At 31.2% G+C, this 12,345-nt stretch carries 11 protein-coding genes, 6 tRNA genes and 2 pseudogenes; 14 read left to right on the forward strand and 5 right to left on the reverse strand.

Going from position 1 to position 12,345, the window contains the following annotated elements; genetic code table 11:
* Nucleotides 1-69 precede the first annotated feature (69 nt).
* A pseudogene (locus DYE57_RS04845) lies at nt 70-175 on the forward strand (type I toxin-antitoxin system Fst family toxin).
* A 144-nt stretch (nt 176-319) separates the two neighbouring features.
* On the opposite strand, the gene prsA reads toward DYE57_RS04845, so the two are convergent.
* From prsA to DYE57_RS04865, 4 genes are all read right to left on the reverse strand, one after another.
* Complete coding sequence (prsA, locus tag DYE57_RS04850) at nt 320-1,297, reverse strand: peptidylprolyl isomerase PrsA (RefSeq protein ID WP_115313066.1); 978 nt, start codon at nt 1,295-1,297, stop codon at nt 320-322.
* 198 nt (nt 1,298-1,495) lie between these two features.
* On the reverse strand, nt 1,496-2,065 hold the full coding sequence (locus DYE57_RS04855; RefSeq protein WP_115313067.1) for a DUF3267 domain-containing protein: 570 nt from the start codon (nt 2,063-2,065) through the stop codon (nt 1,496-1,498).
* A gap of 184 nt (nt 2,066-2,249) precedes the next feature.
* A complete protein-coding gene (locus DYE57_RS04860) occupies nt 2,250-2,621 on the reverse strand; it encodes a YtxH domain-containing protein (RefSeq protein WP_115313068.1) in 372 nt (123 codons plus the stop codon).
* A gap of 76 nt (nt 2,622-2,697) precedes the next feature.
* The gene (locus DYE57_RS04865) at nt 2,698-3,123 is read right to left on the reverse strand and encodes an HIT family protein (RefSeq protein ID WP_115313069.1); all 426 of its coding nucleotides are present in this window, start codon (nt 3,121-3,123) and stop codon (nt 2,698-2,700) included.
* A 133-nt stretch (nt 3,124-3,256) separates the two neighbouring features.
* On the opposite strand from DYE57_RS04865, the gene ecsA reads away from it, so the two are divergent.
* The 3 genes and pseudogenes from ecsA (at nt 3,257) to DYE57_RS04880 (ending at nt 5,881) form a co-directional block, all read left to right on the forward strand.
* Nucleotides 3,257-3,997, forward strand: coding sequence for an ABC transporter ATP-binding protein EcsA (gene ecsA / locus DYE57_RS04870; RefSeq protein ID WP_115313070.1), 741 nt, complete (start codon nt 3,257-3,259; stop codon nt 3,995-3,997).
* Nucleotides 3,990-5,213, forward strand: a complete 1,224-nt coding sequence (gene ecsB / locus DYE57_RS04875) for an ABC transporter permease EcsB (protein WP_115313071.1) — start codon at nt 3,990-3,992, stop codon at nt 5,211-5,213. Before ecsA ends, ecsB begins: the two co-directional genes overlap by 8 nt.
* Nucleotides 5,214-5,277: 64 nt before the next feature.
* A pseudogene (locus DYE57_RS04880) lies at nt 5,278-5,881 on the forward strand (CadD family cadmium resistance transporter).
* A gap of 76 nt (nt 5,882-5,957) precedes the next feature.
* Here DYE57_RS04880 and traP read toward each other — a convergent pair.
* Nucleotides 5,958-6,461 (reverse strand): signal transduction protein TRAP, encoded by a 504-nt coding sequence (traP, locus tag DYE57_RS04885; RefSeq protein WP_115313072.1) that lies wholly within the window; start codon nt 6,459-6,461, stop codon nt 5,958-5,960.
* A gap of 320 nt (nt 6,462-6,781) precedes the next feature.
* Here traP and hemE point away from each other — a divergent pair, with 320 nt between their 5' ends.
* From hemE to DYE57_RS04935, 10 genes are all read left to right on the forward strand, one after another.
* On the forward strand, nt 6,782-7,834 hold the full coding sequence (hemE, locus tag DYE57_RS04890; RefSeq protein WP_165417886.1) for a uroporphyrinogen decarboxylase: 1,053 nt from the start codon (nt 6,782-6,784) through the stop codon (nt 7,832-7,834).
* 75 nt (nt 7,835-7,909) lie between these two features.
* A complete protein-coding gene (gene hemH, locus DYE57_RS04895; protein ID WP_115313074.1) occupies nt 7,910-8,833 on the forward strand; it encodes a ferrochelatase in 924 nt (307 codons plus the stop codon).
* A gap of 136 nt (nt 8,834-8,969) precedes the next feature.
* Complete coding sequence (hemY, locus tag DYE57_RS04900; protein WP_115314123.1) at nt 8,970-10,364, forward strand: protoporphyrinogen oxidase; 1,395 nt, start codon at nt 8,970-8,972, stop codon at nt 10,362-10,364.
* Between the two features lie 139 nt (nt 10,365-10,503).
* Nucleotides 10,504-11,058 (forward strand): RBBP9/YdeN family alpha/beta hydrolase, encoded by a 555-nt coding sequence (locus DYE57_RS04905; RefSeq protein ID WP_115313075.1) that lies wholly within the window; start codon nt 10,504-10,506, stop codon nt 11,056-11,058.
* A 308-nt stretch (nt 11,059-11,366) separates the two neighbouring features.
* A tRNA-Met gene (locus DYE57_RS04910) sits at nt 11,367-11,440 on the forward strand.
* A gap of 14 nt (nt 11,441-11,454) precedes the next feature.
* Nucleotides 11,455-11,530: transfer RNA gene (locus tag DYE57_RS04915), tRNA-Asp, on the forward strand.
* Nucleotides 11,531-11,540: 10 nt separating this feature from the next.
* Nucleotides 11,541-11,613 (forward strand) — tRNA-Phe (locus DYE57_RS04920).
* A gap of 103 nt (nt 11,614-11,716) precedes the next feature.
* Nucleotides 11,717-11,791 (forward strand) — tRNA-Asn (locus tag DYE57_RS04925).
* A gap of 1 nt (nt 11,792) precedes the next feature.
* Nucleotides 11,793-11,864, forward strand: a tRNA-Glu gene (locus tag DYE57_RS04930).
* Nucleotides 11,865-11,920: 56 nt separating this feature from the next.
* Nucleotides 11,921-12,009: transfer RNA gene (locus tag DYE57_RS04935), tRNA-Ser, on the forward strand.
* Nucleotides 12,010-12,345: the final 336 nt, after the last annotated feature.

Raw genomic sequence — 12,345 nt, forward strand, 5'->3', positions numbered from 1 at the left:
TGTTATAATATTTAAGTCGCCTTACTTTTCTTCTCAGGCGTCATTAGATGAGGAGAAGGGGGTGCATATATGTTATTTGATATCTTTGTACACATCATGACCACAGCAGCAAGTGGTTGTATCGTTGCTTTGTTTACGCATTGGCTACGTTCATCGCAATGATAAAAGTAAATAGGCGACACTCATCACTATAGCCACACCAAAAAATCCCCTTACTACTGCCATAGTAAGGGGATTTGGTGCATATATGTTTGATATCCTTGTTAAGTTAATTATAGCACTTTTAGTTTAAAAAGCAAAATTTTTATTATTTTTACGTTTAAGAGCCAGTACTAGTTAAACCTGATGACCCGCCTTGGGATTGTTGTTGTTTGATCTTATCTGGATCTAGAATAGAATCTTCGATAGCTTTTTTGATATCTCTATCTTTATAATCAACTTTATATTCATCTAATAAGTCTTTATAAGCATCTGTCAGAAGTTTAGGTTTCTTTTGAACTTTTTGTTCTATGATTTTTTGTTTAATACTAAATTTCTCACTATTAAAGTCAGTTTCTTTGTCTGCTTTGATAATATGATAACCATAATCTGTTTTGACAACGTCAGATATTTTTCCTTCTTTAAGTTTAAATAGTGCTTTTTCGAAGCTATCCACCATTTGACCTTTAATAACATAACCTAATGAACCGTCTTTTTTAGCTGAAGAACTATCCATAGATTCTTTCTTCGCTATTTTACCAAATTTGCTTGGATCTTTTTCGACTTCTTTTTGGAGTTTTTCAGCTTTTTCTTTAGCTTTCTTATCTGATAAACCTTCTTTATCTTTATCATTAGATTTAGATTTTACTTTTATTAAGATGTGAGATGCTTTTTTAGAATTATCTTTGATTTCTTTATCTGAAACTTTAACTTTATCAACAAGTAATTGCTTTTGGTAAGCAGAAAGTTTTTTCTGTTCTTTATAGTCATCAAGTGACATACCTTGTTGTTTTAACATTTTTTCAAATTGATCTTTACCACCATATTGCATTTCTTCTTTTTTGATATCTTCATCAATATCTTTAGTATCTATTTTATCTTTATACTTATCGGCTAAAATTTTATTTAATACAATACTAAAAGAAGTATTAGCAACTTGTTCATTACCAATCTTTTTCATTACATCAGCAACTTTAACATCTCCAGCTTTTGATGAAATCAGTGTATTATCTTTTGATTCTGTAGCATTTGAACCACAAGCACTTAGTAAAAGAGCACTAGCAGTTACGGGTACGATGATTTTGTTCATTAATTTCATATTGTTGATAGCTCCTTTATGTATTAATTACCATAAATATAACATATTATTTGAATACTACCAATTAGAACCCCCTTTCCTAAGACTATAGTATGATTGGGAAAGGGGGAAGTTCTATCTTATTTGTTGCTATTTAATATTGCATATTTTATTTATAATTATGAAAAAATCAAGTTAAAGAATTGAAAGTTTTCAAACTTATAGTGATGAACGATTAGCGTTAGGATTGTCTACCTTTTTTAGAATATGAAGGCCAGATTGGTGTTCTTCTACATAATGACCATCATTTGAAAATAAAAGAATCTTTAGATAGAGAATATCCATCATAGAACATCCAATATTTAATGATAATAAGAACATGAAATAATGTCCATATTGAGGTAGATAGATACTTAATAAAACAAAAATACCTGATAAAAAGAAAATTGGTAATATTAAATTAATACAAAAATATATTTTATGAACAGGCGTATTTAGGTAAGTATTAAAATAAGGCACCCATTTCTTATTTGATAGCTTATGCACTTTAAAGGATTTATAATAAGGCAAAAAGAAAAGTAAGTGCACAACTTTATGAATAGGATACATTAATAAGATAAATATTATTAAAATGAAAAAATGTTTATCTGATAAGGGTGTATCTAGAAAATAATACATAACTTCATAACTTACTAAAAAAGTGATAATAGTAGCTACGATACTTAAAAATGCTATTCTTTGTATGCCAAATCTAGCATAAATATCGATTTGCCGAGTACATAAAAACATAATATATGCCTCTTCTCTATGTTAATGTTCGATACGTATTATCTATGTCTTTACAATATTAGTCAATAGGTTTAATGAAGATTAAAAGATGATTTATGCAATTTTAAATAAGATAAAATAACTACCTTTCTGAGTTTATTTAAAAACAAAAAAGCTATGACAATAGCGTCATAACTTTGATAGATTACTTATCTTTAGAAAAGGCGTTGCTCATTTCTTCGCCACGGTTCTGTAAATTTTCAATGTGGGATTGTAATTTTTCAATGTTAGGATTGATATCAGATTTAAAATTACCAATTAATCCTTTAAATTCGTCATCAATTGAACTTCCAAACTCAATACTTTCGTTTTTAATTTGAGAACCATAGTTAAGAATATCATTAAAAGTTTGTTTCATTGTTTCAATTTCACGTTCTAATTCTGATTGAGCGCCAGTAGGTTGGCTTGCATCTATTGTGTTGTGTTTAACGCTATGGTCGTCACGGTTTCTTAAAGCAACTGCAAATCCAGCTGCAGCACCTACACCTAGGCCAAATAAAATTCTTGTGACTTTCATTATTATTCTCCTCACTTCATATGTCGGATAAATGTATTAGTTAACTTATACCCAGTATAACAAGAAATGTGCATGTTTATTTAAATTGTGCTTGAATTTTTTTCGCAATTTCTTTTTTTGTATCATCGTCTAGAGTATCAGTATGTGTTTCCCACTTATATCCAAAGCCATCGATATCGTTTTCATATCTTGGAATTAAATGGAAATGTAAATGAAATACTGATTGATCTGCAAACTCACCATTATTTTGAATAATGTTTAATCCATCTGGGTTAAAGGCAGCTTTAATAGCGTTGGCTACTTTTGGTAAAGCCACGCCCATATGTTTCATTGTTTCTTCATCAGTTTCAAAAATATTTGCTGAAGCTTTTTTTGGTATTAGTAGTGTATGACCTTTTGTAACTTGTGAGATATCAAGAAAAGCATAAACATAGTCATTTTCGTATACTTTAAAGCTTGGGATATCGCCTGAGATAATTTTACTGAAAATAGTTTCTGACATAGCAATGACACTCCTCTTTAAGTTATGTTAGTGAATATTATAGCATTCATTGAATTAAAACAACATTGATGCATGGATTATTTTAGGTCTAAGACATCATTTTTTGATACAATAAGAACGATGGAGGTGCCTTATGACAGTAAAAGTTGAACATCTGACAGGTGGATATGGAAAAAAACCTGTGATTAAAGATATTAATTTTGAATTAAAACAAGGCGAAATTGTTGGTTTAATTGGACTTAACGGTGCAGGAAAAAGCACAACGATTAAACATATGTTAGGACTTATTAATCCTATGGAAGGTTCATTAACCATTTCAGATACAAACATTAATGGTGATATAGAAGTTTATCGAAGAAAGTTATCTTATATACCAGAATCTCCGGTCATTTATGAAGAGCTTACCTTAGAGGAACACATTGAAATGACTGCAATGGCTTTTCAATTAAGTAAAGAAGAAGCCATGTGTCGAGCGGAGCCTTTACTAAAGGTATTTCGTTTAGAGAAAGAACTTCAAGTATTTCCAAGTCACTTCTCAAAAGGTATGAAACAAAAAGTGATGATTATTTGTGCATTTATCGTTGACCCAGAACTATATATTATTGATGAGCCGTTCCTAGGACTCGATCCATTAGGTATTCAATCAATGTTAGATTTAATGGTAGAGAAGAAAAATGAAAATCGTACTGTTCTGATGAGTACACACATCCTAGCAACCGCTGAACGTTACTGTGATAGATTTATCATTCTTGATAAAGGCGAAATTGTTGCCTTTGGTAATTTAGATGAATTACGTGAGCAAACTGGATTAAAAGATAAGACTTTGGATGATATTTATATTCACGTTACACAAGGTGGCAATGCTTATGAATGATGAAGCATTATCTTTATTTAAAAGTAGACAACAGGCGATTCGTAAGGAAAAGAATTACTATAACAAATTTATTTTTAATGGCCATTTCACTGTATTTTTACTCATTTTGTTAGGGGCATTTATCTTTGGTTACGGACAATGGTTACAACACATACCACAACATATTGATTATGCATTATTTGCTAGTCTAGTTGTGGCAATAGTTTCATTATTCCCGATTAGAACATTACTTAAAGATGCAGATAGACTATTTCTGCTTCCATTTGAAAAGCATATGGAACATTATATGAAAGTAAGCTTGATATATAGCTATGGTTCACGAATTGTGTTACAAGTCATATTAATAATTGTTTTTTTTCCTATATTTAATAAATTAAATCATAACCAATTTGGTTTTTATATTGCTTTTGCTGCATGTGCATTAATTTATCCGTACATCGGTTTATTAATAAGATGGGATTGGTTAAAGCTAAATTATAATAAATGGATTATTAATTTATTGTTATTTTTATTTATAGCGTTAACTTACTATTTAATTTTAAAGTTTCACAATTATGTTGCTTTAGTTATCGTACTTTTACTAATAGGTGGAATTATTCTCTTAAAATCGAAAGCTAGACTTCGATTGTTTCCTTGGGAAAAGATGATAGCGATTGAACACCAACACCATACAAATTACTATAAATTTGTAAACATGTTCACGGATGTTAAACATCTTAGAGAATCAGCAGTAAGACGTAGTTATTTAGATTTCCTATTACCTGTGCCTAGAGGGAAAAAATTTAATGAAAATAGAATGTATCTTTTCTTGTTTATACGTAGTTTTGTTAGGGGCAGAGATGTATTTACTATCATATTGAGATTAGTTGTCATAGCTCTAATTTTAATGATTTGGCTCTCAAATCCATTTGTTTCTTTAATTATTGGTTGTTTATTTATGTATATCATATTACTTCAAATGTCTCAGTTTTATACACAACAAGCTTATGGCTTGTGGCCTCAAGTTTGGCCAGTCTCAGATACAAAGGTGATTAAAGGATATGAGCAGTTTTTATATCGTCTTATGCTAATAATAGGAATTATATTTACGTTAGCTTTTACTATAAAGTATCCAACAATGTTCTTTTTTTCATTTTTCTTCTTTTTAGTTGGCTTGCTAACAAAAAGAAGTGCTATTAAAAAATTAAAATATCAAGAAACTCTATTAAGAGACTAATTCAGATTTAATATATTTATTTTTTCAAAATTTGATTTTAAGAGTAACAAAATAGAGGGATAATATGTTTGAAACAATCATCACGTCTGCTGTTCTTTATATTACTATCACAGTAGATTTACTAGTGATTTTATTAATTTACTTTGCTAGAGCTACAAGTTCTAACCATTATAAAGACATTTATGTAGGACAATATTTAGGATCTTATAAGTTTATTTTTTGCTTACGTCTTACATTATGTTCCAGAAAAATGGATTTTAGGTCTCTTAGGTTTTATACCTATTTATCTCGGGCTGAAAGTAGCTATTTACGACGATTGTGAAGATGAAAAGAAAGCTAAAGCAGAATTAGATAAAAAGGGACTTTCACAATTAACGAAAACCGTTGTACTTGTAACGATTGCAAGTTGTGGCGCTGATAATATTGGATTATTTGTTCCTTACTTTACAACTTTAAATGGTTTAGAATTAATTGTGACATTAATTACTTTTATAATCCTTATTTTCATTTTAGTTTTTACAGCTCAGAAACTTGCAAATATACCAGGTGTAGGAGAAGTGATAGAAAAATTTAGTCGCTGGATAATGGCTATCATATATATCGGCTTGGGTCTATTTATAATCATTGAAAATGATACTATTCAGACACTCATTAGCTTTATACATTAATGGTAAAACCCTTCAATGATTGATTTAAGTTCATTGAAGGGTTATTAAATGTAGAACTCATGATTCTTTATGACAATTAATGTTCTTCTATAGGATATAAATATCTTTCAAAATAGCTAGAATGTTGTCCGCTTGATCCAAAATATTGACTTAATGCTTCTTTTGAATAGTTATTCTGAAATATATCTGATGCTTTAAAATCCTCATAGGCTAATCTATTTGCAAATCCAAAATAAATTTTATACGTATTACCTTCTAAAGGTTTTAATAAACGGTAGCTTTTAAATCCACCAAATGAACTAAAAGGGGCACCTAAATGTAATAACTTTTTCTCTAGATGATTGCTATGGTCTTCAGATGATGGAACAAAGACAGCGCTATAGAAATGATTTTCATCAAATTCTCCAATACTATCAATGACTTGATAAGCACTAGGATGTTTTAAAACTGTTTTTTCATCAGTTTCTTCTAATATAACAGATGAATCATCAGCTGAAAATTGAAACAAATGATGCTCTGAATTGTTGCGTTTGATTTGGTTTAAAAAGCCATATGTACCATAAGATGTGTATAGTTTCATGACACATACCTCCTTTATTTTAATTTATTATACGATTATAGAATTTCTTTTGCACAATAAAAGATTAATATATCTAATAAAAAGTGGAAAATAGCATAATAATATGTAATATAATACTAAATGTATCATTTGAAAATAGTTCAATTAATGATTGCTTAATTATAAATCATTTACCCATATCTCTAGAATTTAAAAGTAAAGAATCAATAATAGATAAAAGGAAATTGCTAGTTAGAAGTACTATGTCATTTTTATGACATTTAAGCATATTAAAATACTAAAATATATACAGTATGCTATCATTGATAAGAATGATTTTAATGTGGGAGGACTTAAGGGTGCACAGCAAAAACGATACAATTTTAAAAACAGTTAAAGGTGAAGAAACGTCACACACACCTGTATGGTTTATGCGACAAGCAGGACGTTCGCAACCTGAGTATCGAAAATTAAAAGAAAAATATTCACTTTTTGAAATTACACATCAACCGGAATTGTGTGCTTACGTCACTCATTTACCTGTAGATAATTACCAAACTGACGCAGCTGTTTTGTATAAAGATATCATGACACCATTAAAGCCAATTGGTGTTGATGTAGATATTGAATCTGGAATAGGACCAGTTATCTCAAATCCAATCAAATCGGTACAAGATGTGGAGAAATTATCTCAAATTGATCCTAAAAGAGATGTGCCATATGTGTTAGATACAATTAAACTATTGACACAAGAAAAGTTGAATGTTCCTTTAATAGGGTTTATAGGTGCGCCATTTACTTTAGCTTCTTATATGATAGAAGGTGGGCCTTCTAAAAATTATAATTTTACAAAAGCGATGATGTGTAGAGATGAAGAAACTTGGTTCGCACTTATGAATCATCTTGTTGAAATCTCTATAAATTATGTAGTGGCACAAATAGAAGCTGGCGCGGAATTGATTCAAATTTTCGATTCATGGGTAGGCGCACTTAATATACAAGATTATAATTATTATATTAAGCCAGCTATGAACAAATTAGTCAGTGGGATTAAAGCTCAGTATGATGTGCCTGTCATATTATTTGGTGTAGGTGCAAGTCATTTAATCAATGAGTGGAATGATTTACCTATAGATGTTCTAGGGCTAGATTGGAGAACATCAATTAAACATGCTGATGATCTAGGAGTCAACAAAACGTTACAAGGTAACCTTGATCCTTCGCTATTATTAGCTCCGTGGGACGTCATTGAATCACGGTTAAAATCAATACTAGATCAAGGTATGGAACGCGGTAAACATATTTTCAATTTAGGTCACGGTGTTTTTCCTGAAGTAAAGCCGGAAACATTAAGAAAAGTAACAGAATTTGTTCATCAATATACTTCAAAATAGTTCTTTAAAAGATTTGGTTTTAATCCAAACCTTACTTAAATAACAATAATTAATATTAAAAGGAAGGTATTATTAATGACTAAAACAATCGGATTATTAGTAATGGCATATGGAACACCATACAAAGAGAATGATATCGAGCCTTATTATACTGATATTAGACGAGGTAAAAAACCAACTGAAGAAGAACTACAAGATTTAAAAAACCGCTATGAATTTATAGGAGGTCTTTCTCCTCTAGCAAGTACAACAGATAGACAAGCTGAAGCATTAACTCAAGCATTAAATGAAGCATATAAAGATGTAGAATTTAAATTATATTTAGGCTTAAAACATATTTCACCATATATTGAAGAAGCGGTTGAAAAAATGCATAATGATGGTATTGAAGAGGCAGTAACAGTAGTGCTTGCGCCACATTATTCAAGTTTTTCTGTCGGTTCATATGATGATAGAGCACAAGAAGAAGCAGACAAATATGGTATTAAGTTAACTCATATTAAACATTACTGTCATCAATCTAAATTTATTAAATATTGGGCAAACAAAATTAACGAAACTTTAGAACGAATTCCACGCGAAGAACATAATCAAACAGTTCTAGTCGTTTCTGCACACAGTTTACCTAAAGCTCTATTAGAAAGCAATAATGATTCTTATCCAAAAGAATTACATGAAACCGCTGAGATTTTAAAACAAGATTCAAACATTATTCATGTAGCAGAAGGATGGCAATCAGAGGGGAATACAGGTACACCTTGGTTAGGACCTGATGTCCAAGATCTTACTCGTGACTTATATCATCAACATCAATATAAAAACTTTATATATACACCAGTAGGCTTTGTTTGTGAGCATTTAGAAGTACTTTATGATAATGACTATGAATGTAAAGTAGTTTGTGATGATATTGGTGCTAACTATTATCGTCCTGATATGCCTAATACAGATCCATTATTTATTGGAGCAATTGTTGACGAAGTTAAAGCACATTTTTAAAATGTATAAATAAAGTAAAGTTTTAATTCCTCCATTAAATCGGGGGAATTCCTTTTGTAAAAAATGTCTTTAATTATAAATTTTAAACACGATTTCAGTGTGGATTTGAGCAAATCTGAAAGGAAGCGTGAAAGATTTGAGTAAAAAAGTAGCAATTATTGGAGCTGGAATTACAGGTTTAGCGAGTGCGTATTTTATTAAAAATGAAGATCCATCCATTGAAGTAACCATTTTTGAAGCTTTCAATAGACCTGGAGGGAAAATTCAAACGTATCGTAAAGATGGTTACACCATTGAATTAGGACCAGAATCTTATTTAGTACGCAAAAAAATTATGACTGATGTTGCTAAGGATATTGGTTTAGAGAATGATTTAATTACAAGCACTACAGGACAATCGTATATTTTTGCTAAAAATAAATTGTATCCTATTCCTGGTGGTTCTATTATGGGAATTCCAACAGATATTAAACCTTTTATAACCACTAGACTCATTTCACCAATAGGCAAATTAAGAGCGGGTCTCGATTTATTTAAAAAACCTATAGAGATGAATGGTGATATTTCAGTTGGGGACTTTTTTAGACAACGTTTAGGTAATGAAGTACTTGAGAATTTAATTGAACCTCTAATGGGAGGGATTTACGGTAGTGATATTGATCAATTAAGCTTGATGAGTACATTTCCTAGTTTTAAAGAAAAAGAAGAAAAATTTGGTAGTTTAATTAAAGGTATGAAACATGAAAAAGAGCAACACATAAAAAAACGTCAGCTCTATCCTGGAGCACCAAAAGGACAATTCAAACAATTTAGACATGGATTAAGTTCGTTTATAGAGGCGCTTGAAATAGATGTTCAAAAAAAAGGCGTAAGTATTTGTTACAATACACCTGTTGATGATATTGTTGTATCTCAAAAAGATTATGAAATTATTTTAGAAGATAACAAAGAAAAGTTTGATGGTGTATTAGTTACTACCCCTCATCAAGTATTTATGAAGTGGTTTAGCCATGATCCAGCATTTGATTATTTCAATAAGATGGATTCAACTACTGTTGCGACAGTCGTTATGGCGTTTGATGAAAAGAACATTAAAAACACATATGATGGTACTGGTTTTGTTATTGCTAGAACTAGTCAAACTGATATTACTGCTTGTACTTGGACTTCAAAAAAATGGCCATTTACCACTCCTGAAGGAAAAGTTTTGATTAGAGCTTACATTGGTAAACCAGGAGACACTGTGGTTGATAATCATACAGATGATGAAATTGTTTCGATTGTTAGAAAAGATTTAAGTCAAATGATGACTATAACAGGTGATCCAGATTTTACAATAGTCAATCGTTTGCCGAAAAGTATGCCACAATATCATGTAGGACATATTAATCGTATTAAAGCTATTCAGCACCATATTGAGACAACATATCCTCGTTTAAGAGTAACAGGAGCATCTTTTGAAGCGGTAGGATTACCAGATTGTATTCAACAAGGTAAAAATGCTATTGAAGAAATAATAGCAGAATTATAATGCATATGAACACTTTAATTGGTATGATTTTGTTTAGGTTATATAACAGTCAGTAATGTTTAATTACACAGATGTCATTTCTTTTTAAAGTGTTTTTAATTTAAGATAAACTTAATTTTAAATACAAGAGGTGAGGGTCATGACAGACGTAATAATTGTACATTCAAAATATGGTAACTCTAAAAACCATTGGTATGAGTGGTTAAAACATAATTTAACTTTAGAAGGGTATCGTGTGACACTATTTAATTTAGAAGCTGATGTGCATGCTCAAATTGATGAATGGGTTAATCAAATGAAAGACCAAATTCATATTCGTAAGCATGATACGTATTTTGTTACCCATGGCTTTGGTTCAATTACTGCATTAAAATTTTTGGAAGAGACTGCACATCATATAGAAGGTTTTTTCAGTATTGCCGGATTTAAAGAGGATGCTCAAGATATAGATGAAAATGTTGATTTGAGAGGTGTAACTATCGATTACGATAAAGTAAAATCTCAAGTTGATCATTTTTATGGTTTAACGTCTAAAGATGATAAATATGTATCTTATAAAGAAACCGAAAGATTAATGGACACATTGAACGGTCATATTCGGGTAGTTGAAAATGGAGGACACTTTTTAGAAGATGAGGGATTTGTAACCTTTACTTCACTACAGGCAAGAATGCAAGATTATATGACAAAATAAGATGCAACGGGGTGTCTTATTTTGTTTTTATAAATATATAACTCAAAAGTGACAAATGTGTTAACCATCATTTAGTAATAAATATTATAAAATGATATATGAAGTAATTTTTTACACAAATAAATTGTAAAACGTTATTGACTATCTTTAGCGAAATTAATATACTGAGTAAAGTACTTCTTCGAGACAACAATTACTACAAAGTAATTTAAAGTCTAAATGAATGAAATGTTAAATTTAATTAAAAATGTGTTGACATTGTAAAGGTGATGATGGTATGATTGTCAGGCAGTCAAAAATAATATTATCGCGGGATGGAGCAGTTCGGTAGCTCGTCGGGCTCATAACCCGAAGGTCGGTGGTTCAAATCCGCCTCCCGCAATACATAATTTAGTAGGTCTCGTAGTGTAGCGGTTAACACGCCTGCCTGTCACGCAGGAGATCGCGGGTTCGAGTCCCGTCGAGACCGCCATTACAATTGTGGTTCAGTAGCTCAGTTGGTAGAGCAATGGATTGAAGCTCCATGTGTCGGCAGTTCGATTCTGTCCTGAACCATTCGCTATTTTTGGAGGTTGTGGTGAAGTGGTTAACGCATCGGATTGTGGTTTCGACATTCGAGGATTCGATTCCCATCACCCGCTCCATTTGTTTTTATTATTCCACAGTAGCTCAGTGGTAGAGCTATCGGCTGTTAACCGATCGGTCGTAGGTTCGAATCCTACCTGTGGAGCCATGGCTCCTTGGTCAAGCGGTTAAGACACCGCCCTTTCACGGCGGTAACACGGGTTCGAGTCCCGTAGGAGTCATACAAACAGAAGTGAAATATCGCTTCTGTTTTTTTATATCTTTAATATATGGTTATGGAGAGTTGTCCGAGTTGGCCGAAGGAGCACGCCTGGAAAGTGTGTAGGCGCCATAAGCGTCTCGAGGGTTCGAATCCTTCACTCTCCGTATCGGCGCTTAAAATGGTTTAAATCCGTTTTAAGCGCTATTTTTATGTTTAGTCTTAAATCCTTGATAGATAAAGGTTTAAAACAGGTACGTAGAATTTTAACTTCTTATTCATTAATATCCATCTAAAATTTTTAGTTAAATTGTGATTAGAAGTATGAATAGTTGGATCCATTTTAGTTAAAGTAATTTTTAATACGGTCACAATAATTTCGGATACAACTAAATTAGATTGATAAGAAATTTTAACTTCTTATCAGTCCATACGATAGAATGCAGTGAACATTGTGACGTTTAAGTAGATACATCACAACTAAGCTTAGAATTATATTTCCA

Source organism: Staphylococcus saccharolyticus (genome assembly GCF_900458815.1).
GTDB classification, from domain to species: Bacteria; Bacillota; Bacilli; order Staphylococcales; family Staphylococcaceae; genus Staphylococcus; species Staphylococcus saccharolyticus.

Coding starts and splice junctions, on each gene's coding strand:
- traP (WP_115313072.1), bottom strand. CDS start 6,461: ATGAAACTATACACATCTTATGGTACATATGGCTTTTTAAACCAAATC.
- DYE57_RS04865 (WP_115313069.1), bottom strand. CDS start 3,123: ATGTCAGAAACTATTTTCAGTAAAATTATCTCAGGCGATATCCCAAGC.
- prsA (WP_115313066.1), bottom strand. CDS start 1,297: ATGAAATTAATGAACAAAATCATCGTACCCGTAACTGCTAGTGCTCTT.
- hemH (WP_115313074.1), top strand. CDS start 7,910: ATGACTAAAACAATCGGATTATTAGTAATGGCATATGGAACACCATAC.
- hemE (WP_165417886.1), top strand. CDS start 6,782: ATGTGGGAGGACTTAAGGGTGCACAGCAAAAACGATACAATTTTAAAA.
- DYE57_RS04855 (WP_115313067.1), bottom strand. CDS start 2,065: ATGTTTTTATGTACTCGGCAAATCGATATTTATGCTAGATTTGGCATA.
- DYE57_RS04905 (WP_115313075.1), top strand. CDS start 10,504: ATGACAGACGTAATAATTGTACATTCAAAATATGGTAACTCTAAAAAC.
- ecsA (WP_115313070.1), top strand. CDS start 3,257: ATGACAGTAAAAGTTGAACATCTGACAGGTGGATATGGAAAAAAACCT.
- ecsB (WP_115313071.1), top strand. CDS start 3,990: ATGAATGATGAAGCATTATCTTTATTTAAAAGTAGACAACAGGCGATT.
- DYE57_RS04860 (WP_115313068.1), bottom strand. CDS start 2,621: ATGAAAGTCACAAGAATTTTATTTGGCCTAGGTGTAGGTGCTGCAGCT.